A 26343-nucleotide genomic window follows, 5' to 3' on the forward strand; every position below is an offset into this window, starting at 1 on the left:
GCAGTTAATGTAAGCGTTCTCTTAAGGTGATGATATGCTTTAGTTTATATAACATCAATATAACTAGGGGATTTTGACACTATGTACCTTTGAATGATTTTATTTTCATTAAAAGGTAATTTTTCCTGAATATCGTTTTCTAAAACTAAACTTTTAAATAACAATAACAAAGAGAAAAATTGGAATAATAAAAACAGTACCTAATCTGTAGATTAGTATACTGCTCAAGTTGTCATGACTTTATTGACCATGATAAATATTAAATTCTAATGGTTTCACTTCATTCTCTAACCATTCTTGATATATCAATTTCTTATTAATATCACTATTTATAATCGTAATACCACAGTCACCGCCACCTGCACCAGAGGTTTTAGCAGCACCGCCATATTTTTCTGCTACAGAACACAACACTTTGAGATGTGCCGTTTCTATATCTATCGTAGCTTCTTTATCCATAGATTGAATAATTTCGCGATTGGTACGAATCATTTGTTGTACACCTTTAATATGGTTTGTTTTAAAAGCATGGATCAACTTTTCAACACATAGGTGGGAACGTTCTAAAAACTTACCATAAAACGTTGGATCTGACTTCAAGCGTTTCACTTCACTCACTAAATGATGAGACGATGCAGGAGATCCTGTCCAACCAATCAATACTTCCATATTTTCCGGTGGTTGCAACGGTTCAATATGCAGACCTGGCCAGTTTTTATTCAATACTTCATTAACAGATGTATCTTCAATTTGTTGAGAGACCCACTCATGATCAAATGTACTGTACGCTAACCAACCAGTGTAAATACTAACAGCGATGTCACCACATGAACTTAAACTCTGCAATTTCATATTCGCGATTACCGCTAGTTTATAAATATAAAGATTTGATAAATGCGTTTCATAAAACTCATTCAATACTTTAACTACAGAAACAAGCACGGCTGCACTTGAACCTAACCCGTATTTATGGCCATTTGCGTCATCTAAATTACTATCAATCGTTAAATTGAAATGTTTTAAACTGATATGGTTACTGCGCACATACTGTTCAAATACTTCAATTGCTGTAATGACATATTTAAGTTGTTTAGCTGCATGTACATCGGATACGACGATTTGATCTTCTCTTCTTTGAAAAGTCACTGGATCATGATGTAGTGTTTTAGAATGTATGGTACCTTGAGGGGCATTTGAGTCTTCAATTGAAGCAGTTACAAATCGATCAACCGCAATTAATACGGATTTATATCCTGGTTCAGTAACTGCATATTCACCTGCAATATAGAGTTTACCTGGTGCTTTTACTTGAATCATTTTATCTCTTCCTTACTCAATAATTTCAACGCCTGTACTTATAATGTCACTTGCAATAATTTGATCTTTATCAAAAGATTTATGTAGCGCATCAATAACTGCTTGTTGATTTTTCTTTTCTACTAAAATTTTCACATTAGGTCCTGCATCCATTGTAAAATAACATGGATATCCAGCTTTTCTACACTGATCAACAATATCCATCGCAAGATAGCTATCCTCAACCATATAAGTAAATGGAGGTTGTGCACCTAAATTGGTTGCATGCATACGTAAACCATTAGCTTCAATGACTTCACCCATTTGCATAAAGTCTTTTCGCTCAATGGCATGCTTAACTGACGCTATGTCTTCATCTACATGATTTAACCAATATTGATAAAAGCGAGATGTATCACGTGTATGTGACATACCGGCACGACTCGATACTTTTTTTGTTTTATTATTAATAACTACAAAAATCATTGCCAACTCTTGTTCCCAATGATCTGCTTCAATGGGAAAACTGTACGATGATTCATCATCATGCCCTTTTTCCCATTCTACAAAGCCACCGTAGATACTTCTTGATGCTGACCCAGAGCCTCTACGTGCTAACCTAGATAATGCTTTACCCGTTAATCCAAGGTTTAAAGCCTTGTCACAAGCAGCTGCTAATGCGGCATACGCACTTGCTGATGATGCTAAACCAGCAGCAGTTGGAACATGATTGTCGCTCTCTATATATGCAAACATTGTTGTGCCTGATGTCGCTCTAACAATATCCATATAACGACTAATTTTAGCTGATTCACTTGCAGTAACTGTTTCACCATTTAGTATAAGTGTATCTTTCGTATAGCTTTCATCAAACGTAACTTTCGTTTCAGTATAAAAGCGTTCTAACGCAACAGATAAACTATTATTCATTGGAATAATATATGTTTCGTCAGCCTTTCCCCAATACTTAATCAGTGCAATATTTGTATGTGCACGTGCCTTACCACTATTCACCAACTTCATTACCCTCCTAAATATTCAATCCATGTATGATGCGCACCTAATTGCGTTGCACTTTCTGCAATACGCTTAGCTGTCTCTTCATTAGTTGCAAGTACAATCATACTTCCACCACGGCCACCGCCAGTTAGTTTACCTGCAATCGCACCTTGCGCTTTACTGGCATCTAATATTTCTTCTATTTTGTCATGACTGACTGTAAGTGTTCTTAAATTTTTTTGACACAGATTAAACACCTTAGCTAATTGTTCAAAATTATGATGTTCAATTGATTCACTTGCTTCATGTACAAGTTTACCAATATGTTCAACATATTGCAGATATGTACTATCACCTTCACATAATTGGTGTACATCCTCAACAGCTTGTTTAGTAGAACCACGAACACCAGTATCGATAACTACCATATAACCATTTAAATCTAAAGGTTTCAATGTTGTAACCTTACCTTGTTTGAACCATACGGGTTTATTTGAGACGATTGTTTGTGTATCTATACCACTCGGCTTACCGTGAGCAATGCGTTCAGCCCAATTTGCTTCTTCTATTAACATTTCATCCGATAGTGGCTCATCCAAATAATCAAAACTTGCGCGCACAAAAGCGACTGCCATCGCAGCACTAGAACCTAATCCTCTAGAAGGTGGCAAGTTCGTATCGATTGAAACTTTAATAGGCGTCGCTATATTATATTTTTCAATAAAACGTGTAATGACTGCTTTCAAATGCTCTGGTGCCTTTTGTAATTCTCCATCGTATACATCACTTTTTATATATGAAGCGTTTGTTGTCTCTAGAGATTCTATTTTCGCTTTAACTTTTCCAGTTGTAAATGGAATTGCAATAGCTGGTTCGCCAAATGTAACAGCATGTTCGCCTATTAATATTACCTTTCCATTCGCTTCCCCGTATCCTTGTTGTGCCATATTTTCAATCACCTTTAGTATTTTCTTTAATTTTATATTTTCTGTGTACTACACCTTTTTTGTGTATACCCGCATCCTAATTCTGCTTATGCAATGAACTATATTCCCTGGGAAATAAACTGTTTTCACAGCGTTCAATAACGATGCCTCTCTTAATTATTTAAAGCATCTTTAATATTCATTCTAAAATAATCGTTCTTTTTCTATTTTTGCACATACCATTACACATTATCTCATAAATTTCATATATTACCATACGACTCTAGTCATAGATGCATTATTTTAGCAAAGGACTTGAAATTAATGATTCAAATGCACTGTAAATCGTTGTTACAAAAAGTTAACACCAGCTACTAATTATTTTCAATACTTCCCTATTATAAAACGCACTAGCCATATATTCAAAAAACTCACGTTAAATTCAAGGAATTTTATTAGTACTGCATTTTTAACCATACTTTCACTATATTACTTATTTCATTTCTATAATTCAACAGATATAAAAATCCATTACCACAAATTATGCTGAAATCCGCAAAACAAAAAGAACAGGTGAATTACTTCGATTTGAAGTATCTCACCTGTTCTTTAATTAACGTCAATCCATAGAGCGGTTTATTTTCGCATTACGTTCAATCATTTTTTCAAAATAACCTTCATAACTTAACCATTCTTCATCGGTAATAGGGTCCATATTCAAACGGCCACCTAAATCTTTAATTGCGTATAATAATTGAAACATGACATCTTGCACAGTAATCGTTCTGCCTAATAATGTTTCAAGTGAGGCCATGCATTGCGGTTCAATGTCAGGGTATGTGAATTTTGTTTCTTCACCTTGTAACGCACGCGCATAAAATGATTTCATCATATCAGCACGTTCACTACCATCACCTTCCACACAGAGATAAACTTGCACTGCTATTCCACCACGGACGCGTCTTTGAGAAATACCAGCAAATTTCTTACCATTAATACTCAAATCAAATTTACCGGGACAATAGGATCTTTCGATTTCATGTGTGTCGATATCTACATCTTCATCTTCAAACATTTTTGCAATTAATAAATACATTACAGTAAAAGCTTCATCAATGGTAATATCATGTTTACCTTTAAAGAGCAGCGATATATTAAGTACGCCTTGATCTAATACAACACCAAGACCTCCAGAATTTCTAACGATTGCATTGTAACCGCGCTCTTCTGTGAGGTAGCGAATCCCCTCTTGTAAATGAGGCAATCTTGAATCATGGATCCCCAGTATAACAGTATGCTGATGTACCCACGTTCGCACTACACTACACGATAAATCTTTTCCAACACTTTCTGAAAAAGTATCATCAAATGCAAAAGACTGCATTGGTTCTAATCCTGAGGAATGATCAATATAACGCCAATCTATACCATTAAAATATTTACTTGCTAAATCCATTATTGTAATGATTGTGCTGCAGTAATGATTGATAAATTATACACGTCTTCTTTAGAACAGCCACGTGATAAATCATTCACTGGAGAATTAAGACCTTGTAATACTGGACCTACTGCATCAAATCCGCCTAAACGTTGTGCAATTTTATAACCAATATTACCTGCTTCTAAGCTTGGGAATACGAATACATTTGCATCGCCTTGAATTTTTGCATCAGGTGCTTTTTTCTTAGCAACTTCAGGTACAATTGCTGCGTCAAATTGGAATTCACCATCTACAACAACATCTTCTAAATGATCTGCTTCAATTTTCTCTTGAGCTAAGTTAACAGCTGTTGCAACTTTTTCGACATCATCTGATTTTGCAGAACCTTTAGTTGAGAAGCTTAACATTGCAACGCGTGGTGACATGCCAAAGCTTTTAGCAGATTTTGCACTTTCCACAGCTATTTCTGCTAAATCTTGTGCTTCAAGTGTTGGATTGATTGCACAATCTCCAAAGATATATTGTTTATCGTCTTTAATCATGAAGAAAATACCAGAAGTTTTAGAGACACCTGGTTTTGTTTTGATGATTTGTAACGCTGGACGTACCGTATCACCAGTTGAATGTGCCGCACCACTTACTAAACCTTCTGCTTTACCAGTATAAACAAGCATTGTCCCAAAGTAGTTAACATCTTTCAACATCTCTTGCGCTTGTTCTTCAGTCGCTTTACCTTTACGGCGTTCAACAAATGCAGTAACAAGTTCTTGTTTCAATTCGCTTGTTTCTGGGTCAATGATTTCTAAATCTGAAATTTCTAAACCTTTATCACTAGCTAAGGCTTTGATGTTCGATTCATTTCCTAATAATATAGGAGAAACATAATCAGTACCTTGTAATTGTGTTGCCGCTTCTAATACGCGCTCGTCTTCACCTTCTGGTAAAACGATTTTCACGTTTTTTCCCGTAAGTTTTTCTTGTAATACATCTAATAAAGTCATTAGGGGCCTCCTCAAATTTCTTTTCTTAATTATTTTACGTTTCTCATTATACGTTATTGTTTCTTAGAATTCCATGTCACCAATTTGTAATCATTTACTTATGTTTTAAGTGTTCCTTTATGGTAGAATTTTGTAGTGAAGACATAGAATTTTTCATGAAAAAGGAGCGATTTAAATGCCACAAGCACCAGAAACGTTAGATGGATGGTATAGTTTACATTTATTATACGCTATTGATTGGTCAAGTTTACGCTTAGTTCCAACAGAAGAGCGTCAAACAATCGTAGATGAATTACAAACATTTTTAAATAAACATGAAGAAGCGCGTACAAATCACGTAGGTGATCATGCTTTTTATAATATTACAGGTCAAAAAGCAGATATTCTTTTATGGGCATTGCGTCCAGAAATGAAAGATTTAAATGCTTTTGAAAACGAATTTAATAAATTGAAGATTGCAGATTTCTTAATTCCAACCTATTCTTATGTATCAATCATCGAATTAGGTAATTATCTTGCAGGAAAATCTGACGAAGATCCTTATGAAAATCCACACATCAAACCAAGATTATTCCCAGAATTACCACAATCTGAATATATTTGTTTCTATCCTATGGATAAACGTCGTAATGAAACTTATAACTGGTATATGTTACCGTTAGAAAAACGCCAAGAATTAATGTATGCTCACGGTAAAATAGGTAGACAATATGCTGGTAAAATCAAACAATTCATCACTGGTTCAGTGGGCTTTGATGATTTTGAGTGGGGTGTCACTTTATTTGCAGATGATCCATTACAATTCAAAAAAATTGTTTATGAAATGAGATTTGATGAAACAACTGCACGTTATGGCGACTTCGGAAGCTTTTATGTAGGTCATATTGTGACTAAAGATAACTTACAAGATTTATTTGCTTTATAAAATCATTCAATGGATTTATCATATTTCTCAAACTAAAGAAGGTAGCGGCAATTGATGTCGCTACCTTCTTTATATATTTTTTCATACATCTTCTCAATTTCCGATGTACACGTGTTATCAATTCACTTTAATCATAGAATTCTCAAATTTTATTAAGTGTGAATCAGCGCAATAAACAAAGGCACGCTCATCACATAAATAAGTGTGCCTTTGTTGAATGTAGTGTGTTTGGGAGAACTTTTAATCACTACTTAATTTAGTATTAACTGTTGTATATTGTCGCTACTCAATACATGTCTGTAACAGTTAACTAATACTATTCTAACCTATTTGAAATATTTGAAACATAAATGTATTGAATTAATTGCACAAAATACAGTTTTCCTTCATTTAAGCACTTGTTCCAATTCAAATAACAAATAACGATCATAAAGTGTTACAATAAAAAATATTACTTTAGCAACTTATACTCAACCTGTAGGCAGTGATTGTCAGGGTTGCTCAAATAAATATTAATTGGTGATTAAATGACAATATATAATCAAGCTATAGAAAGTTATGATGAAAAGATGGCAAAAGATGTCATCATGTTAGCAGGAAGAATATTATTAGAATCTGGTGCAGAAGGCTCTCGAGTAGAAGATACGATGACACGCATCGCTATCACTTTGGGACACAAAGAAAGTAATAGCTTTGTTACAAATACCGTTATCAACTTCATGCTTCATGATGAGTCATATCCACGTATGTATAGAATTAGAACGCGCGATACGAATTTACACCGCATTTCCAGAACAAATGGCATTTCTAGACGTTTGGCGCTCGGTAACATTTCTTTAGAAGATGCATTTCAAGAACTTCAAAAAATATATCAAGAACAAAGTATAAAAAACCACTACCTTTTTTATAAATTCATTGCTGCTGCCGTCATATCTGTCAGTTTTTTATATTTACAAGGCGGCCATTTAACTGATGTATTAACAGCGTTATTAGCTGGTTCCTTCGGTTATATTGTAGTCGAAATATTACAACAAAAATTGCATGCCCAATTTATCCCAGAATTTATGGGCGCATTAGTTATTGGATTAGTCACCATTATCGGTCATAATCTCATACCCGGTGGTTCAATTTCTACCATTATAATTGCAGCAGTCATGCCTATTGTACCTGGTGTATTAATTACAAACGCAATTCAAGATTTGTTTGGCGGTCATATGTTAATGTTTACCACCAAATCATTAGAATCGCTCGTTACTGCATTCGGTATTGGAGCTGGCGTTAGTACAGTACTTATTATATTTTAGGAGTTATGTCTATGTTTTGGATATTAAATTTTATATTTAGTTATACCGCTTCCCTATTCTTCGGCGTTATATTTGATGTCCCAAAACGCTTATATAACACGGTAGGTATCGTAGGTGCATGCGGTTGGATGGTCTATACCATATTTTTCGATGGTTTAAATACACATACAATTTATTCAAGTTTCTTTGGTAGTCTTGCATTAGGCTGCTTAAGTCATATTATGGCACGCTCTAAAAAAGAACCTGTCATCATTTTTATGATTCCCGGTATTATTCCACTCGTACCTGGTGGTTTAGCATTTGATGCTACGAAAAATTTAGTACTTTTAGAATTTAGTAAAGCCATTAATACAATGCTTGAAGTAACGCTTATTGCTGGTGCTATCGCCTTAGGTCTACTTTTTGCAGATCAAATTTCTAAACTAATTATTTCAGGTACAAAAATACGTAAAAAAAGAATCTAATATTTATATAAATAGCCACACATGCGTTGAAAAGAGTGCATGTGTGGCTTATTTTATTAAAAATTTATTATAAATTCATTTAGTCATAAATTATTAGCTATCAAAACCTATCTGTTTCATTTATGACACAGATTCTTCTGCAAACTGTGATTTATTATCTTTTTGATGGATAAACCAATTTATAGATTTAACCCAATAAAAAACAAGCAGCACACCGTAAAGGAATACTACTTGTTTTAATTCACTATTTATTAAGTTTTCTATGCTTTATTCATAAAATAATCACAAGAAAAACTATTTATTCGTGTTTTCAGCCTTGTTCTCATTAATTAAATCTACAACTTCACTTTCCGAACGGTTTAAGATAAGCAAGCTTAATTTATTATTATCCATGCGTTTTAATTTTGGATAACGCACAATAAAGAAGATTAAACCAATCACTAACCAGCCGCCTAATGCGATGTATGAAGGTGCTGAAAGTGACGCCGGAGAACCTGGAACTAATAATAACAACAAGAAGATAAATGATACAATTGATCCTAAAATCGCAAATGTTTTATAAATAGGTCCATACGTGTTACTTGATTTATTATAACTAAATAATTTAGCTGCTGATAAACAAGTAATGAAATAAGCTATTGATACACCTGTAGAAGACATATCAACAATCCAAGTTAGTGCTGTACGACCTAACCAAGGTGCAATTAATGTAATGGTTACTAAGAAAATAATTGCTATATAAGGCGTCTTATATTTTTTATGCAACTTGCTGAATACAGAAGGCATAATACCTGAACGTCCCATTGAAAATAGGAGACGGCTTGAACTCATTAAGAATCCATTTAAGCCAGTAAATATACCCATAATAATCGCAATTGCTAATACAGCTAAACCAATATAACCAAAGGCTTCTTGCGTAACAGCACCCGTTAACCATAAATTACCGTTTAGGCTTGTTGATGTTGTACCTAACCAACCTGTATATAAAATCATTAAAACATAAGTAAATGCAGCTGCTAATAAACTATATACAATTAATTTAAACGTCTTATTTGGTGCAAAATCAAATTCTTCTGCCGTTTGTGGAATATTATCAAATCCAACATATGCCCACGGTGCGACAGCAACAATCATAATGATGGAAGTAAACCAACCTTCTTTTTCATTGGTTAATGGTTGTAAATTATCTAAAGAGAAATTACCTCCAAAGAACGAACCAAAGAACAATAGTAATATAGTAATAACCATCGCTACACAGAAGTAGTATTGTAGTGATCCTGACACACTAGCACCTTTAATCGCTATTAACATAAATACAATAAGCAATAACGATGCAATGAGAATTTCAGTGATATACACGTCCCAACCTGCAATGGTATATAATTTTCCTGTTTCTAAAATATCTGGCAGTAAAAATTTAATTAACAAACTAAACGCAGTAGCATTTAATGCCACTACACATATGTAACCAAATGTTAAAAACCAAGATGAGAAGAAACTTACATATCTTCCGAATCCTAAAAAGCTAAAAGCAAACGCGCCACCCGAAACTGGGAATCGTTCAACTAATGCACCGTAACTCACTGCAATAAGTATCATTAACAATGCACCTATGACAATACCAATCGCTGCTGCAATTGGTCCCGATTGTCCTATCCAGTCACCCGGTAGAATAAATGCACCCCAACCGATACAAGACCCGTAAGCAATCGCCCACACAAATTTTTCAGATAGATTTTTCTTTAAATCTCCTCTATCTACTTGCTGATTATTTTGACTCATAAAAAATTCACCTCATGGAGTGTATTATACCCACAAGATGAATTCTATAACAATTATAAATTTATATTTTAAACGTACCTATCACTAACATTAACCAACCTACAATAAACAGTACGCCACCAATAGGTGTAATTGCACCTAGTATGCGAATTTGTGTTAACGCTAAGATATATAAAGAACCACTGAAAAATACAATTCCAAAGAAAAGTAACCAACCCGCCCAATTTACATTGATCGAAGTTGTACCACTAATAATACCTATGGCTAGTAATCCAAGCCCATGATACATTTGATAAGTTGTTGCTTTTTCCCATACTGATAAATATTTTGCAGACAGCTTATTTTCTAATCCATGTGCACCAAACGCACCGGTACCTACAGCCATCATTGCATTTAATGCGCCTAAAATAATAAACACTTTCATCATGATCTATTCATATCCTTTACTATTTAAAATTATTTAAAAATCAAAAATGGAATCACCATTGCCTATTTCATCATCTGTTACTAATTTATTCGCAGTAAGTGATGAATTTGTGCTTGTATTAGATGAAGAAACACCTGATACTTTTCCACCCATTGCGCGAATCTCATCCTCAGATACACCCTGCTTAGATGAGACATTCTGTGACTTAGACGCTTTAAAAGAAGAAGACACATTAAAACTGTTGTCACTATATACTTTCTTATTAGATGAACTGTCACTCACTAATGACGTTAACGTATGAATCGCATAAATATGCTTTTCAAATTCTGCGTTACTATTTGCTTCATCTGCTTGTACTAATTCTTGTTCAATTAATTGAATAATTTTATCTTTTTCCATTTTTAAACCTCACTCTCGCACCAATTCACGGGTTGTTTACCATTGGCTTGTAGATACGTATTTGCTTGCGAATAAGGCTTAGAACCAAAGAATCCTCTATACGCTGACAATGGACTTGGATGTGGTGATTGAATAATATGGTGTTTCGATGTATCGATTAATTTAATTTTTTGTTGTGCGGGTTTTCCCCATAATATAAACACAACGTGTGTTAAATGTTCTGATACAGCTTGTATTACTTCATCGGTAAACGTTTCCCACCCAACATTTTTATGTGAATGTGCTTCACCTTGTCGTACTGTCAACACAGTATTTAATAACAATACACCTTCGCGTGCCCAATCTTGCAAATGCGGCGATTTTCTAATACATCCCACATCATCTTGCAGTTCTTTATACATATTTCTTAAAGAGGGCGGAAATTTCGCATCTGGTTGCACAGAAAATGCTAAACCATGTGCCTGGTTCGGTCCATGATAAGGATCTTGCCCTAATATAACCACCTTCACTTGTTCAAATGGCGTTAGATCAAAGGCTTGATAAATATTTTTTCTATCTGGATAAACAATTTCTGTAGTATACTCTTTTTCTAAAAAATCATGCATTGCAGCAAAATCATGTCGCGTAGTTATTTCATGAAAAACATCCGACCATTCCATATACCTCTCACCTCATTGATATAATAACATAAAGCACTACTTTTTTGCTTCGCAAAAATTATTAGTGGAACTTCTTGCTTTAAGCAAGTTTAGTACCACTTACGTATGAACTTTAGTTCATATGTTCTTAGACCGTTTGCGCTTTAGCTCAGGTAATCTTTTATTCGTTACTTTCTCGACATCGAGATTATTAGTCCAATTACTTCTATAATAATATCTTTTTTCAATAGTGATAAATTTAACTTCACTACAAACTTCCTTTATTTAGAATACTCGACAAACGTGGTATGATATATGCAAAAGATATTTAGGAGTGAAATTCCATGGCATTGAAAAAAACATTAACAATTGCCGGTTCAGATACAAGTGCCGGTGCTGGCATGCAAGCCGACTTAAAAACTTTCCAAGAGCTAGGCACATACGGTATTGTAGCCCTAACTTCAATCGTCACGATGGATAAAAAATCATGGTCACATGATGTAACACCGATTCCATTTGATGTATTCGAAAAACAATTAGAAACGGCGATTTCCATTGGTCCAGATGCTGTTAAAACAGGTATGCTAGGTACACAAGAAATCATTAAACGTGCTGGCGACGCCTATGTTGAATCTGGCGCAGATTATTTTGTCGTAGACCCAGTCATGGTATGTAAAGGGGAAAATGAAGTACTTAACCCAGGAAATACGGACGCTATGATTGAATACTTACTACCAAAAGCGACAGTGGTCACACCAAATTTATTTGAAGCTGGTCAACTCGCTAATTTAGGAACATTAAAATCAATTGAAGATATGAAAAAAGCTGCTGAAGTAATTCATGAGCAAGGTGCTAAGCACGTTATCATTAAAGGTGGCAAAGCATTAGATCAAGATAAATCTTATGACTTATACTATGATGGTCAAAAATTCTATCAATTAACAACAGACATGTTCCAACAAAGTTATAACCACGGTGCTGGTTGTACATTTGCTGCCGCTACTACAGCTTATTTAGCAAATGGCAAATCACCGAGAGAAGCCGTTATCGCAGCTAAAGCATTTGTTGCCTCTGCAATTAAGAACGGTTGGAAAATGAATGACTTTGTCGGTCCAGTAGACCACGGTGCCTATAATCGTGTTGAACACATAGACGTAGAAGTGACAGAAGTTTAAATAATTTAAAAAGCCCATCGTTAACTTGTAATGTTAACGATGGGCTTTTATATTCCAAATTCTATTTATGGGTTATGAAAGCGTTGCACTTTTCACGTAACCATTACTTACATAAAATACAATATGACCTTTGCCTACATCATATCCGTATAAGCCATCGCCACTTGCTTTTTTCTCACCATTTATGGGTTCTTGATATTCATAATTTTGACCATATTGCACACGTATATCTTTAAAACTTACTGCTTTATTTTGTATATCAAAAGTTACACTATTCGCTTTATTTCCATTAATTTGTTGGAATGTTTGATCATATATTGTTTTAGTCGCTGTATCAGAAGTATATTGACTATTCACTTTAATACCATTAAATTCAACATTACCTGCTTTTAAACCATTATAAAATGATTGATCTAGTACAAAATCCCCACCTTTTGAAGTATAACCACTATATTCATACCAAGGTTGCGTCGTTGCTGCTTGTGCTTCGGTTTGTGATACACCTTCATTAGAAACGCTTATGCCTAATGCAGTCCCAAATACAATGCTACCAGCTACAAAAGTCTTTGCTATCTTATTCATTTGGTATCACTCCATTTAAAGATTTTTTGAATCAAATTACGATTCGATTACAATGTTACAGAAACATTACTAAAAGTGCAAATTTAAACTAAATATACGATTTATTATTTTGATTATTAGATAACCTAACTTTTGTAATTGTCTAACAAATCATCAGAAAACGCTTTACATCAGCCTTTCTGATGTTATACGACGTTAGACTGATAAAAAGTTGATACTGTAGACTCATGTATTTCGCATGAATTTCTATTATTATATGTAGTGTAGAGAGATGAAGGAGGGAAACTCAACATGATTATCTACAAACAGGCTTTTGAAAATGGTAACCCAATATATGAAATTATCACCAAGACTTTCAAAACGATTTCTGTTAAGTTCGATGAAAGCTTCAACACGAATGAATTATATAAGTTACTCTCTCTACTAGAAAATGATGTTGATAACATGAAATTAAGTTATTAAGTTATTTTCGACTCATCGAAGACAACACAGAAGATGCAATAAATTGAAATTAGAAGAAACGATATACAATTAACTCCCCTTATTAAGAAATATGAAATTAAAAAAAGTATGTCTAAGTTGTCCCCTTAAACATACTTTGAATAACACATCCCTATAAACACACACCCTAAGTGGTACACAGTTAGACAAAGATTGTCCCCTTTGTTTGCTTGGAGAGCAACCTCGAAGCAGTTCTAACTGATGTACCACTCTTTTTATACATACAGTAGCTTAAACTCTTCACAAACCATCATTGAAGTTTCATTAAAATCGATTTCTAATGATTCATAATACGGTTTAAAGAATGCTGTGTGCGCTTCACGCCAATATGTTAACGATTTATCTCCTTCACCTTCCAAGAAAGCATGATGTTCTGTCACCTCATTGAACGGCGTTTGGTATACACGTGTCGTCTCAATCACACATTGTGGATGACCTTTCTCATTTAATACAACACTGACATCTCCTACTTCCGGTAGCGGTTCACCTTCTACTTTGTATGTCTCATAACCACTGGTTGTTGCTGTTTTTTCACCTTGTTTTACTAAATTAGCTAATTCATCTTCATCAACACCAAAAGACCATGCTTCAAATTGTACACCTTTGTATTTTGGAAATGCTTCAATAAATTTGCGCCAATACTGCTCTACTGTCAAAGCCATATAAAATCCCCCATATTTATAAATAGTTCGTTACTATTTAAAAATAACACAAAACGAAAAAATCTTCGCGCAGACATTTTGAATGTACAAAGATTTTTGTATTATTATATTAAATTAGAAAGATTAACCTTCTAATAATTCTGCTTTATCTACTGTCAATCTATCTCGTAATAAGTAAACAATGAGCATCGCAGCCAAAGCACAAATTGTTTCTGCAATTAATAATGACCATACGATGCCAGTTAAACCGAATAATCCATTCAATACAAATAGAACTGGGATAATGACTACACCTTGTAAAATAGCCATGATCGTTGCACCACGTCCTTGACCAGTCGCTTGCAACATACCAGTAAATAAGAAACCAATGCCATTTAATAATAATGAGGTGATTGTTACTTTCAACATAAATGTCGCCATTCCTCCACTAGCCGCATCATTAGAGAAAATACGTATCAATTGATGACCTGTCGTAAACACAATGACCATGCACACTGCAAAAATCACAACGATTGTCATAATTACGACTTTAATAATATTTTTCATACGTGCTTTATCAGACATAAAATTGTAAGCAATTAATGGCACTACACCTTCACATAGCCCCATAATAATCAATTCAGGAAACTGTACTAATCTAAATGAAATACCATAACCCGCAATGGCAAAGTTACCATAGCCAGCTAAAAATAAATTTAAAACTAATCCTGTAACGCCCATTAAAATACTCATTAGAAATGCTGGAAAGCCTACTTTAAAAATTTCTACTAATATTTCTTTCGTCGGTCTTACATAGTTCAAACTCATTGTAATTATGTCACTTTTTCTCAAAAAATAAATGATAAAAAATAGCGACGCAACAACGTTTGAAATAGCTGTACCTAAAGCAGCACCTACTACATTTAAATCAAAACCAAATATTAAAATAGGATCTAAAATGATATTCAAAACCACACTAGCCAACATACCAATCATTGAGATAATTGGTGCACCAATGGATCGAGCGAATTGTTCTAAGATAAAGAACAATATGACAAATGGTGCGCTTAGGAACATTACTTTTAAATATGCACTTGTAAAACCAAGTGTTTCACCACGTGCACCTAATAAATGAGCAATTTGTTCAGTAGCGAAAATAGTCATTAAAATAACAATAACTCCTAATATAAGGCCGCCATAAATAGAAAAACTACTCACAAATTTCGTTTTCACATAATCTTTCGCACCTAATAACCGGGAAATATAAGTTCCTCCACCGATACCAAATAAATTACCTAAACCCATTAACACTGCAAATATAGGTAAAGTGAGTGAAATGGCTGATATCATGTGACTATCACCTAAAAATCCAATAAAATAAATGTTTAAAATACCATAAATTACACTTAATAAACTTCCTATCATCATAGGAATTGAAAAATGCATCATCGCTTTAAATACTGAAGATTTTTCAAAATAATATAACTGTTCGTCTTTCATTTCTATATTACTCCTTTTTATTTAGACACCTAATAATTAGATATCTAACTATATATTCAAAAATATGGTGGCTGTTAATTTTTCAATTTATAACAGCCACTTATAGTAACTAATCTTCTAAACTGCTAAGCATTTTAGATAGATTTTGTTTCATTGTTTCATTCTCTGCTTCTGATAACTGCGCACACATGAGTGCTTCAATCTCGTCAAATACACCTGTAAACCCTTCAACTAATTTCCTACCTGATGCAGTTAGACCTAAATTTTTTCGCCTAGTATCATCCGCGTCTACATAACGGTATATGAGCTTCTTACTTTCTAAGTTCTTAAGTAAATTACTTACTGTTGAACCTTTACGTTGTAAGGCATTCACAATGTCGTTCTGTGTAAGTCCATCCGCTTGGTGTGCATACAAGTAACCTAGCGCGTGACCTTGTTCGTTTGTAATATCATACATTTTCAAACGCTGATCTGCCTTGCGTTTCATCTCATGGCTTATCATTCTAAATAAATATCCATATGACTGTTCCAAACAAGCACCTCATTTAATTAGATATCTAACGATAATAATACACTGTTTTTTTCTAGTGTCAATTGTTATTTTGATATTTTTTAATTTAAGAACAATACTATCATCACTTTGATTTAAAAATATTGACTCAAGCGGCATTTATACAAAAAAGCTGCCATAAAGTCGCTAAACTTGATGACAGCTTAAAATTCAATTTTTTAATTTAAAAATATTTATTTAATTAAACACGTTTGTCTTTTGCCCACCACATTGCTTTATCAGGATTATTGGCATAATACTCGTACTCTTCATCACTTTCAACATTAGGATAAGAACCTTTAAGTGATTTACCAGAGGTACTTACATGTAATAATGAGATAACGATAATACCAACAATACTTACTGCTGTTAGATAATATGCTGGAGATAATGGATCTCCTGTCTTCGCTACAAGTGATGATGCAATTAATGGCGTTGTACCACCAAATAGTGATACAGATACATTAAATGTTACTGCTAGTGTTCTATATCTTATATGTGTATAGAACATTGTAGGTAAAGAACCTGGCATCGTTGCTTCGTAAGTTGATAAGAAGAAACCTAAAACGAAGATACCAACGATTACAAAGATAATTGTTGTTGTTTGAATTAATGCAAAGGCACCAATACTCAATACAGCTGTACCGATAAGACCAATTAAGAATACTTTCTTCTCACCGATTCTATCTGCAACGCGTCCAAACATTAATGCTAATGGAATCATCACTGCCATGACTACAGTAATTAATACGGATACTGTTGTACTATCTAATTTCACAATTTCTTGTAAATATGATGGCATATATGAAGTTAACATATAGTTTGTACAGTTAAAGAACGCAACTGCCACAAAACAAACAATGATGTCTTTATAGTAGTATCTGACAATTGTTAAGAAACCAATATTATCTCTCTTCGGTTTCGATGCAAGTTCATTTTCATAAACAGGTGACTCTTCTAATTTTCTTCTTAAATAAAAACCAAATATACCTAAGAATAAACCTAAGATAAATGGAATTCTCCAACCCCATGTTGCCATTTGGTCATCACTTAAGAAGAAGAATAATAGTCCACTTAAAACAGACGCTGCAATATAACCGGATAATGTACCGATTTCTAAGCCACAACCTAATGTATTTCGTTTTCTATCTGGTGATGATTCTGCTACATAAACCATAGCACCTGCGTACTCTCCACCAGTTGAGAAACCTTGTAATACCCTACCTAGTAAGAGTAATATCGGTGCCCAAACGCCAATTTGATCGTATGTAGGTAATAATCCAATGAGTAACGTTGAGAACGCCATCATAATAATAGTTGTCGTTAATACGACTTTCCGACCATATTTATCTCCAATAATACCGAAGATAATACCACCAACGGGTCTAAGTAAAAATGCAATCGCAAATGTCGCAAATGTAAAAATAGTCTTGAGTTGATCATTTTCAACCGAACTGAAAAAATTTTGCCCTAGTATGACCGCTAAATAAGAATACAAACCAAAGTCAAACCATTCCATCGCGTTTCCGATACCTGTGGCAAACACAGTTTTTTTAGCTGCTTTAGGATCAACCTTATTTATATTACTTTTATCAAAATCCTTTTCATAATCCATGAATGTGTCCACTCCCTTAACATGTTATATAATTATACGTAGTTAATTAATATTGTCAAATTGAATTAAGTTTTACAAAGGATTTCTAAATCATATTTATACAAAAAATGTATATTGATGATTGCAAAAATTCATCATATGCATTTGATTTTTACAAATAAATAAAACTAAAATTAATGGATTATTATTTTAAACTTTAATTATTTTAATTAGGGTTTCATCATGTTGATTTAAAATAACTACGATACTTTCGGAAATCATTTGGAATTGTATCAACTCATTTATACCAACAGTTTCAATGTATTTAACGCGATATGATGTCCACTGTAATCGTTGACTTTGAAGTGCCATTTGCACAATCATTTGTCCAGGTACAATATGTGCATGAATCGGATTTTGGTCATTGATTAATTTTAAATAGGTGTTTATTTCTTTAGCGTTTATACTTAACATTTTAAAATTTCTCCATAAACGTTTGTCTGATAGTTATACATTTAGATTTATTTTTATTAATTTGCAATTCCAAGACATATTTCATAAATTGGCGTACCTTTTTCTGCTCTATCACGCACATTTGTGCTAAATAGTGTATATTCACCTTTATATCGTGTATTTGAGTAACTTGGGTTTCTCTAAGTATGATTTCTTTTTTTTGAAACGGTTGAAATAACGTAAATTCGGGCCATAACTTGGCGCAATAAAGTGGTTGAACGACATCTTCTTCCGAAATATTAAAAAACGCATTATATTGCCGTACTGCTTCAGCATTAAATATGATTACTTTTGTCTCATAACCATCTTTCAAATAAGGCTGCATTGCCCATTCCTCCTCCAATACCCATTGTTGCAATAGTACGTTTATCATTTTTCATGTGAAATAAGCGAGTTACAAGTGCAGCCCCACTTGCACCATACGGATGACCAGTAGCAATAGCACCACCATATTTGTTCAACTTATGTGCTGGAATATCCAAACATCTTTGACTGGCTACTACTTGAGACGCGAATGCTTCATTTAATTCTATTGCGTTGATGTCTTCTATCGTCATCTTGTTTTTGCGAAGTAACTTAGAAACTGCAAGTACTGGACCCATACCCAGCAATGTCGGTTCTACACCTATTGTAATGCTATCTTTAAATATTAAGCCTTCCTTAAATTTATGTGCTAAAGCAGTTTTTTTATCCATAATCATAAGTAATACTGCCCCATCATTTTTCATACAACAATTTCCAGCAGTAACTGTCCCCTCTGACAATAAAGGTTTTAAACGGCTTAATGTACGTACGTTTAATCTTTCTTTGATGCTATCATCTCTATTAAATATTTCACCTTTAGCACTTAAATTTATAATTTCTTGTTGAATGATATTGTTTTCATAGGCTTCTATTGTTTTTTTATGACTATTTAAAGCGTATTGATCTTGTTCTTCTCTTGTAATTCCATAGGTTTTAGCAACATTTTCTGCTGCTTCAATCATTGATGGGTCTTGTCCATCTGGTGCAAACGAAGCACGTTCAAAGAATTCCGGTAAATGTGTATCATAAACCGATTGTGGTCTTTTAATTTTCCATGGTGCTCTACTCGTACTTTCTACACCACCTGCAATATAAATATGACCTGCACCCGCTTGTATCATTCTACATGCATGAATGACCGCTTCTAATCCTGAACCACACTGTCTATCTATCGTTAAACCTGGTATATGTTCACTTAACCCTGCTTCAAGCAAAGCTTTTCTAGCAATATTTCCACCATTACCTACTACATTTCCAAGGATTACATCATCAATATGAGCCATCGCTTCTGAATAGGTTTCAGTTAAATGACGAAATAATGGTTTTAATAATGCTTCAGGTTCCAAATGTTTTAATGAACCGCCATATTTACCAAATGCCGTACGTTTCGCAGCCACAATAACAACTTCTGTCATAGTTTAAAGTGCTCCTTTCATATAACGCTGTTTCATAGTTTCACGTGCAATTTTCCCACTTTGGGTATGTTCCATTTTTTCTATTTTTAACAGTTTGGAAGGTATTTGATATCTCGCTAATCGCTTCGATAAAAATGCTCTTAGTTCGCTGTAAGTCACGTGTTCTGTGCCTGTATATAATAAAACAGCAATTTCTCCAAATTTTGTATGCGGTGCACTAATCACTAAAACCTCATGAAAACTTTCGAAATCTTGTACAGCACGTTCAACCTCTATTGGATAAACATTTCTCCCACCAATAATCATGCGGTCATGCTCACGACCGTGTAAATATAGATAGTTATGGGCATCCATAGATGCAAAATCACCTATGCCTATCCAACAATCACTTTGATGTGCATCATCAACATATCCACTAAAGACCATGTTACTCTTAACTTTTAATTTACCAATACCTTTGTCGTCAGGCTGCTCAAGATCAATTTTCACATTTGGAAATAGCTTACCCACTGAATGGCTAGGGGCTTCATTATCATAGTTATAACTTATAAAACTTGCTTCCGATGTTCCAAAGAATTCTATTAACGTTGCATTAGGAAAATGCGTAGCAACACGATTTCTCAAACTATAAGGTAATTTATCACCAGTAGAAAAAATATATTTAATTTGTTGTATTTCCAATTGTCCAGATACATAGGCATCTAACATTGTTGGAACTACAAACAAAGCACAATGATGGATTGTATGATCATTGTGCATCATGTCCGCTAATGTCTGAGCATCAAATTGCTGTTGTCCAATAAACGTTCGTCCTGTGTATAGCGCAAAGACACACACAAATAAAGATAATGAATGTGACAAGGGGCCAGGTGCAATCATAGTATCTATTTCAGTTTTCATTAATTTTTCTGTTTCTTCATAAGAATATATCCAAGATAATTCATTTCTATAATAAGCTTTAGGCAAACCTGTCGTTCCAGAAGTAAAGCCAATATGTAATACATCTTCGTGCCACTTGAGTTGTCCCTGTTCATTTTGCGTTTTTATCACTTCTAATTCACTATTTATTAAAAATGGGATGCCATAATGATCTATCAGTGTTTTAATCTGTTCTTCTGACCAACGATAGTCCAATATACAAGGAATACATTGATGATGAAGCATGGTTAAATATAATTCTATGGTGGTTAAAGGATCTTCAATTAGTAACCCCACATAACTATATTGTGGTATATGCTGAAACTGTTGTTTATACCATTTCATATTTTGTACTAACCCTGCATACGTTTGTTTATCTCGTCCAAAGTCTAAAGCATATTGATTGGGTTGTTTTTTCGCATAATCATCCATTTTCTTTAATAATTCCACTATGATTCCCCCACTATTTGTTAACCTTCACAACAAATATGTTAACATTAAAACTGCTAAATAGCATGAATCTTTCCTTGTGGTAAATATGAACTTATATTTTCCATTTTCACCTCAATTAAGCGTTCATTTGGGTAATGATAAGTCAATATTCGAATTACATTTCATTAATTATGGGGAGTCATCCCATTTTGGTAATCAACCTAAAATAACCACTCTAAACCGTTGCATTTGTGTCACTAACTTGCAAAACGATTAAATACAAAATAGTAATTAAAAATTGTTTAAACCTGAGCATAAAAAAGTCGACAAAGCATTTATAACTTTGTCGACTCTCGAAAATCTAAGCAACACTGCTTAAATGTTTAATCGCTACTCAATTATTCTAAATTAGCGTGATTTTGTTGCATTGTTTCTTCATCCACGTTCAGTTCAGACATTAAATCTAAAACAATACTATCTAATAATATCTGTGATGCCTGTTCAAAAAGACTACCTAAAGGTTGCGTTGATCCCTCAGCATCATATTTCGTGCCAGCTGGTAACTCAATCACTGCATTTGCAAGTTTACCAATCGCTGAATTAGGACTTGTCGTTAGTAATACAACTTCAGCTCCAACACTTTTAGCCTTTTCAGTTAAGATACGCAAGTGCTCTGTAGAACCAGAGCCAGAAATAACAACAAATAAATCATCTTTCGTAATCGATGGTGTTGTTGACTCTCCGACCACATGCGCATATTTGCCTAATTGATTTAAACGCATAGCAAAACTATTCGCTACAAATCCAGAGCGACCTTTACCCGCTACAAAAACTTGATTCGCTTTGACTACTTGTGCTAAAAAAGCTTCCGCCTCATTATCTCTGACATGCGATAGTGTATGGTCTAATTCATCTAAAATTAATCGATAATTTGTAATTTCAGTCATATTATCTGCCTTCAATCGCATCTTTACATGCTTTTGCAGCTGCTACTGGATCATCTGCATTAGCAATACCGCCACCTACGACAACTAAATCTGGTTCTTCTGCTACAACCTCTTTAATTGTATCTGGTTTGATACCACCAATAACAGCTACCTTAGAATTATTAATAACTGATTTAACTTGGCGTAAGCTTTCTAATGGTGATTCACCTTCAGCTTGTAAATCATAGCCAGTGTGTACAGCGATATAATCTGCACCTAATTCATCTAATTCTTTAGCACGTTTTTGTAAATCTTGTACTGCAATCATATCCACTAATAGCTCTTTGCCATTTTTATGCGCCTCTTCAATTGCACCTTTGATAGATGCATCTTCAGCAACACCTAAGATTGTTACTACATCAGCACCAAATTTAACTGCTTGGCTTACTTCATAATCTGCTGCGTCCATAATTTTTAAATCTGCTAAAACTTTTACGCCATCAATATTATCGTTTAGATATTGTACTGCTGGTAAACCTTCGTTAATCACAATAGGTGTACCAATTTCTACGATATCTACATAATCTTTTACTTTATTTGCAAGCTCTGCCGCTTCTTCTTTATTTAATAAATCAATTGCTAGTTGTAATTCCAAAATGATCATCCCTTCTTGAATTAAATTATCAAAGCCATAACATGGCTAAACTTACTGATTACTCATTAAAATCATTTACTTAAAATGTCTACCCGTTTCATAAAATTTAAAACGAATTTCTATAATCGAGGTGCCGCTTCGTCATCAACATATATTTCTACATTTGGATGTGCATGTAATATCGTAGCGGGCACATCGCTGTTCACTTCATTTTCTGCTAATTTTTCAATAGCAGCTCTTTTTTTCTCACCAAAAGCTAATAAAATAATTCTATGCGCTTTTAATATGGTAGATAATCCCATAGAAACTGCTTGTTTGGGCACATCTACTTCGTTATCGAAATAACGACTATTTGCATTAATTGTACTTTCTGTTAAATCAACGACATGCGTTGCGCTATTAATATCTGTGCCTGGTTCATTAAAACCAATATGACCATTTTCACCAATACCTAGAATTTGAATATCTACTGGACCTTTTTGATTAATCAATTGTTCATAGCGTTTCGTTTCATCGTTTAAATTGTCGGCATTCCCGTTTGGTATATGAAGTAATGATGGATTAAAATAAGGATATTGTTTAAATAGCATCTCATTCATATAAGTATGGTAACTTTGCTCATGCTGTGCATCGAGTCCGACGTATTCATCCAAATTAAACGTTTCAATTTCACTAACATCTAATTTGTTTTTTCTTAATAATTGCACCAAAAAACGATATACGTCTACCATCGTGCCACCTGTAGCTAGTCCTAATTTACTATGATTTTGTTGGCTCATTTGTTTATATAATTCACACGCCACATAAAATGAAGCATATCCGCTTGTACCAAGATTTGTTATTTTCATATACGTGCCCTCCCCGTAAATAAATACAAAACGACTCTAATCTATCCATATACTTACATATACTTACACTTACTTATTATACGTGATTATCTTATTTTTGACAGAAATCGAATTCCTACATCATACTTAACAAAAAATTATAAAATACTTACGATTTATTGAGCATAGAGATACATTTATGATGTACTTTTTAGTAGAATGGAAAGATAATCAAAAAATACAATCTTATCTATAAAATTTACTTTTCAGGTAGAAAATGTATAAAAGTCGGTTTACACTAAGATATGGACTGATTTATTAATGAATACGATACCGAAAAATGATTTCAATAAATGAATTTTGTAAAATTAGGTTCTGAAAGCAAGGAGGCAATGAATTTGGAAGAGATCGATTATGACAAAGTACAAACTTTACTTTCATCATATGAGCATAAACCTGTATACATTCACGTTGAAACGACAAATGGTGCATATGCTGCCCACTTCGACCAACGCGTATTTAATGCCGGTACTTTTTTAAGAAATATTCAAGTTACTTATGAACATGCGCAACTCAAAGGTGGTAACAAAGACCCTTATCGTGTTGGACTCAAACTAAAAGATAATGGTTGGGTTTATGTACAAGGATTAACGCATTTCGAAGTCAATGAAAATGATGAATTTCTATTAGCTGGATTTAATTATGAAGGACAATTAGCCGCTGCCTTAGAAATCAGTACAACACCATTTAAAGCGTAAGGAGGGCATACCATGTCAGAGGAAAGCCAAGTATTAGTCATTTTTCCGCATCCAGATGATGAGTCATTCTCATCTGCAGGCACATTAGCACGATATATTGATCATGGCGTACCGGTTACGTATGCATGTTTAACATTAGGTCAAATGGGCCGTAATTTAGGTAATCCGCCTTTTGCAACACGCGAAACACTTCCGGATATTCGTGAAAAAGAATTAGAAAACGCAATGGAAGCCATTGGCATAACTGACTTGCGTAAAATGGGATTAAGAGATAAAACGGTGGAATTCGAACCCCATGATGAGATGGACGCAATGGTTCAATCGCTAATCGATGAATTACACCCATCTGTTATCATCTCATTCTACCCGCAATTTGCTGTGCACCCAGACCATGAAGCGACTGCAGAGGCTGTCGTTAGAACAGTTGGTCGCATGCCAGCATCTGAAAGACCACGTTTACAACTCGTAGCATTTAGTAATGATGCACCAGAAAAACTAGGTGCCCCTGATATACTAAATGAGATCAGTGATTATAAAGAGGTAAAACTTCGCGCATTTGAAGCCCATTCATCTCAGACAGGTCCTTTTTTAAAACAATTAGCCACACCTGAAGTATCTGGAGAAGCACAAAGTTTCTTAGAAGTAGAACCTTATTGGACTTATAACTTTGAATCTTAAGTGGAGGCAATAGCATGACAGAATTTGACTTATCTACACGTGAAGGTCGTTGGAAACATTTTGGATCCGTCGACCCAATAGAAGGTACGAAACCAACAATAAAAGAAGAAATGAAAGATTTACAAAGCACCCATAAAAACTTCTTATTTGAAATAGAAGAAGTCGGTATTAAGAATCTGGTTTATCCAGTACTTGTTGATCGTTTCCAGACTGCTGGTAATTTTAGCTTTTCAACTAGTTTAAACCTAGACGAAAAAGGGATTAACATGAGCCGTATTTTAGAAAGTGTTGAAAAACATTACCATAACGGTATTGAATTAGATTTTGATGCACTATACCAATTATTACGCAGCCTACAAGAACGTATGAATCAAAATGCTGCAGGATTAGACGTATCAGCAAAATGGTTTTTTGACCGTTTTAGCCCAATAACACAAATTAAAGCAGTTGGACATGCGGACGTCACTTATGGTTTAGCAATTGATAAACAAAATGTGACACGTAAAGAAATTACGATTGAAGCAGCGGTAACGACACTATGTCCTTGCTCTAAGGAAATCAGTGAATATTCTGCACACAATCAACGTGGTATTGTAACTGTGAAGGCATACATTAATAAAGACATTGAGCTGATTGATAATTACAAAGATGTGATTTTAGATGCCATGGAAGCCAATGCAAGCTCTATATTATACCCTATCTTGAAAAGACCGGATGAAAAGAGCGTAACGGAACGTGCATATGAAAATCCTAGATTTGTTGAAGACCTCATTCGCTTAATCGCAGCAGATTTAGTCGATTTTGATTGGCTCGATGGCTTCGATATTGAATGCCGTAATGAAGAATCTATTCATCAACACGATGCATTCGCAAAATTAAAATATAGAAAATAATCATTATGACTTAGCATATGTGTAACCCTCTTGATTCGGTTGCGCATATGCTTTTTTGTCATTTTTCATTTAATTTATTTTCATTCTAAATTCATCTCAATTTTTTATCAAAGTAAAATTTTAATGTGTTATGCTAAAATTTACACCCTAAATTTTGCA

The 26343-nt window shown here is 34.1% G+C and carries 29 protein-coding genes; 8 read left to right on the forward strand and 21 right to left on the reverse strand.

All coding sequences use genetic code 11. From position 1 onward, the window contains the following. Positions 1-240: 240 nt before the first annotated feature. From ACP7BT_RS06145 to pta, 5 genes are all read right to left on the reverse strand, one after another. Positions 241-1317 carry a phosphomevalonate kinase gene (locus ACP7BT_RS06145; RefSeq protein ID WP_041079769.1) on the reverse strand — a complete coding sequence of 359 codons (1077 nt, stop codon included), beginning with the start codon at positions 1315-1317 and terminating at the stop codon, positions 241-243. Positions 1318-1329: 12 nt separating this feature from the next. Further along, complete coding sequence (gene mvaD / locus ACP7BT_RS06150; protein WP_037539081.1) at positions 1330-2313, reverse strand: diphosphomevalonate decarboxylase; 984 nt, start codon at positions 2311-2313, stop codon at positions 1330-1332. Positions 2314-2318: 5 nt separating this feature from the next. After that, the gene (gene mvk / locus ACP7BT_RS06155; protein ID WP_041079770.1) at positions 2319-3242 is read right to left on the reverse strand and encodes a mevalonate kinase; all 924 of its coding nucleotides are present in this window, start codon (positions 3240-3242) and stop codon (positions 2319-2321) included. 598 nt (positions 3243-3840) lie between these two features. After that, complete coding sequence (locus tag ACP7BT_RS06160; protein ID WP_037539047.1) at positions 3841-4677, reverse strand: lipoate--protein ligase family protein; 837 nt, start codon at positions 4675-4677, stop codon at positions 3841-3843. Further along, the gene (gene pta / locus ACP7BT_RS06165; RefSeq protein ID WP_011303762.1) at positions 4677-5663 is read right to left on the reverse strand and encodes a phosphate acetyltransferase; all 987 of its coding nucleotides are present in this window, start codon (positions 5661-5663) and stop codon (positions 4677-4679) included. Before pta ends, ACP7BT_RS06160 begins: the two co-directional genes overlap by 1 nt. Positions 5664-5838: 175 nt before the next feature. On the opposite strand from pta, the gene hemQ reads away from it, so the two are divergent. The 3 genes from hemQ (at position 5839) to ACP7BT_RS06180 (ending at position 8356) form a co-directional block, all read left to right on the forward strand. Next, entirely contained in the window at positions 5839-6588 is a 750-nt protein-coding gene (hemQ, locus tag ACP7BT_RS06170) for a hydrogen peroxide-dependent heme synthase (RefSeq protein ID WP_002484071.1), read from the forward strand. Positions 6589-7121: 533 nt separating this feature from the next. Then, positions 7122-7892, forward strand: a complete 771-nt coding sequence (locus ACP7BT_RS06175) for a threonine/serine exporter family protein (RefSeq protein WP_374057449.1) — start codon at positions 7122-7124, stop codon at positions 7890-7892. Positions 7893-7903: 11 nt separating this feature from the next. Continuing rightward, entirely contained in the window at positions 7904-8356 is a 453-nt protein-coding gene (locus ACP7BT_RS06180; RefSeq protein WP_011303765.1) for a threonine/serine exporter family protein, read from the forward strand. 294 nt (positions 8357-8650) lie between these two features. On the opposite strand, the gene ACP7BT_RS06185 is transcribed toward ACP7BT_RS06180, so the two are convergent. From ACP7BT_RS06185 to ACP7BT_RS06200, 4 genes are all read right to left on the reverse strand, one after another. After that, a complete protein-coding gene (locus tag ACP7BT_RS06185; protein WP_041079772.1) occupies positions 8651-10138 on the reverse strand; it encodes an APC family permease in 1488 nt (495 codons plus the stop codon). A gap of 61 nt (positions 10139-10199) precedes the next feature. Beyond that, the gene (locus ACP7BT_RS06190) at positions 10200-10562 is read right to left on the reverse strand and encodes a DUF423 domain-containing protein (RefSeq protein WP_002484075.1); all 363 of its coding nucleotides are present in this window, start codon (positions 10560-10562) and stop codon (positions 10200-10202) included. A 36-nt stretch (positions 10563-10598) separates the two neighbouring features. Beyond that, the gene (locus tag ACP7BT_RS06195) at positions 10599-10964 is read right to left on the reverse strand and encodes a DUF5327 family protein (protein WP_002484076.1); all 366 of its coding nucleotides are present in this window, start codon (positions 10962-10964) and stop codon (positions 10599-10601) included. A 2-nt stretch (positions 10965-10966) separates the two neighbouring features. Then, positions 10967-11623, reverse strand: a complete 657-nt coding sequence (locus tag ACP7BT_RS06200; protein WP_002484077.1) for a uracil-DNA glycosylase — start codon at positions 11621-11623, stop codon at positions 10967-10969. Between the two features lie 323 nt (positions 11624-11946). Here ACP7BT_RS06200 and thiD point away from each other — a divergent pair, with 323 nt between their 5' ends. Beyond that, on the forward strand, positions 11947-12777 hold the full coding sequence (gene thiD, locus ACP7BT_RS06205) for a bifunctional hydroxymethylpyrimidine kinase/phosphomethylpyrimidine kinase (protein ID WP_002484078.1): 831 nt from the start codon (positions 11947-11949) through the stop codon (positions 12775-12777). 72 nt (positions 12778-12849) lie between these two features. On the opposite strand, the gene isaB is transcribed toward thiD, so the two are convergent. Next, a complete protein-coding gene (gene isaB / locus ACP7BT_RS06210) occupies positions 12850-13359 on the reverse strand; it encodes an immunodominant staphylococcal antigen IsaB family protein (RefSeq protein WP_041079773.1) in 510 nt (169 codons plus the stop codon). Positions 13360-13650: 291 nt separating this feature from the next. Between isaB and vraX the strand changes: the two genes are divergently transcribed. After that, positions 13651-13821: a C1q-binding complement inhibitor VraX gene (vraX, locus tag ACP7BT_RS06215; protein WP_002484080.1), complete on the forward strand. Its 171-nt coding sequence runs from the start codon at positions 13651-13653 to the stop codon at positions 13819-13821. Positions 13822-14075: 254 nt separating this feature from the next. Here the strand turns inward: vraX and ACP7BT_RS06220 are convergent, their stop codons facing one another. The 11 genes from ACP7BT_RS06220 to nagB all read right to left on the reverse strand — a co-directional run bounded on the left by ACP7BT_RS06220 (position 14076) and on the right by nagB (position 23876). Next, a complete protein-coding gene (locus ACP7BT_RS06220; RefSeq protein ID WP_002484081.1) occupies positions 14076-14522 on the reverse strand; it encodes an ASCH domain-containing protein in 447 nt (148 codons plus the stop codon). A 123-nt stretch (positions 14523-14645) separates the two neighbouring features. After that, positions 14646-16001: an MATE family efflux transporter gene (locus tag ACP7BT_RS06225; RefSeq protein WP_041079774.1), complete on the reverse strand. Its 1356-nt coding sequence runs from the start codon at positions 15999-16001 to the stop codon at positions 14646-14648. Positions 16002-16110: 109 nt separating this feature from the next. Next, entirely contained in the window at positions 16111-16533 is a 423-nt protein-coding gene (locus ACP7BT_RS06230) for a MarR family winged helix-turn-helix transcriptional regulator (RefSeq protein ID WP_041079775.1), read from the reverse strand. A 220-nt stretch (positions 16534-16753) separates the two neighbouring features. Continuing rightward, on the reverse strand, positions 16754-18166 hold the full coding sequence (locus ACP7BT_RS06235) for an MFS transporter (RefSeq protein ID WP_002484084.1): 1413 nt from the start codon (positions 18164-18166) through the stop codon (positions 16754-16756). Positions 18167-18355: 189 nt separating this feature from the next. After that, positions 18356-18619 carry a hypothetical protein gene (locus ACP7BT_RS06240; RefSeq protein ID WP_041079776.1) on the reverse strand — a complete coding sequence of 88 codons (264 nt, stop codon included), beginning with the start codon at positions 18617-18619 and terminating at the stop codon, positions 18356-18358. 1 nt (position 18620) lies between these two features. Further along, positions 18621-18983 (reverse strand): hypothetical protein, encoded by a 363-nt coding sequence (locus ACP7BT_RS06245; RefSeq protein WP_041079777.1) that lies wholly within the window; start codon positions 18981-18983, stop codon positions 18621-18623. Beyond that, positions 18955-20097, reverse strand: a complete 1143-nt coding sequence (locus ACP7BT_RS06250) for a thiolase family protein (RefSeq protein WP_002484086.1) — start codon at positions 20095-20097, stop codon at positions 18955-18957. The genes ACP7BT_RS06245 and ACP7BT_RS06250 overlap by 29 nt, the downstream gene beginning before the upstream one ends. Positions 20098-20100: 3 nt before the next feature. Next, positions 20101-21465: an AMP-binding protein gene (locus ACP7BT_RS06255; RefSeq protein ID WP_052463670.1), complete on the reverse strand. Its 1365-nt coding sequence runs from the start codon at positions 21463-21465 to the stop codon at positions 20101-20103. A gap of 380 nt (positions 21466-21845) precedes the next feature. Beyond that, entirely contained in the window at positions 21846-22394 is a 549-nt protein-coding gene (hxlB, locus tag ACP7BT_RS06260) for a 6-phospho-3-hexuloisomerase (RefSeq protein ID WP_002484088.1), read from the reverse strand. A 1-nt stretch (position 22395) separates the two neighbouring features. Beyond that, the gene (gene hxlA, locus ACP7BT_RS06265; protein ID WP_037539054.1) at positions 22396-23028 is read right to left on the reverse strand and encodes a 3-hexulose-6-phosphate synthase; all 633 of its coding nucleotides are present in this window, start codon (positions 23026-23028) and stop codon (positions 22396-22398) included. A gap of 119 nt (positions 23029-23147) precedes the next feature. Beyond that, positions 23148-23876, reverse strand: a complete 729-nt coding sequence (gene nagB, locus ACP7BT_RS06270; protein ID WP_037539056.1) for a glucosamine-6-phosphate deaminase — start codon at positions 23874-23876, stop codon at positions 23148-23150. A 371-nt stretch (positions 23877-24247) separates the two neighbouring features. On the opposite strand from nagB, the gene ACP7BT_RS06275 reads away from it, so the two are divergent. From ACP7BT_RS06275 to folE2, 3 genes are read left to right on the forward strand one after another with little or no spacing between them, the layout of a single operon-like run. After that, entirely contained in the window at positions 24248-24613 is a 366-nt protein-coding gene (locus ACP7BT_RS06275) for a YojF family protein (RefSeq protein ID WP_162483072.1), read from the forward strand. A 12-nt stretch (positions 24614-24625) separates the two neighbouring features. Continuing rightward, positions 24626-25291, forward strand: coding sequence for a bacillithiol biosynthesis deacetylase BshB2 (bshB2, locus tag ACP7BT_RS06280; RefSeq protein WP_002484092.1), 666 nt, complete (start codon positions 24626-24628; stop codon positions 25289-25291). Between the two features lie 14 nt (positions 25292-25305). Continuing rightward, entirely contained in the window at positions 25306-26184 is an 879-nt protein-coding gene (gene folE2 / locus ACP7BT_RS06285) for a GTP cyclohydrolase FolE2 (RefSeq protein ID WP_002484093.1), read from the forward strand. Positions 26185-26343 lie beyond the last annotated feature (159 nt).

The sequence above is a fragment of the Staphylococcus sp. Y174-1 genome (assembly GCF_049897865.1).
Classification (GTDB): domain Bacteria; phylum Bacillota; class Bacilli; order Staphylococcales; family Staphylococcaceae; genus Staphylococcus; species Staphylococcus saprophyticus.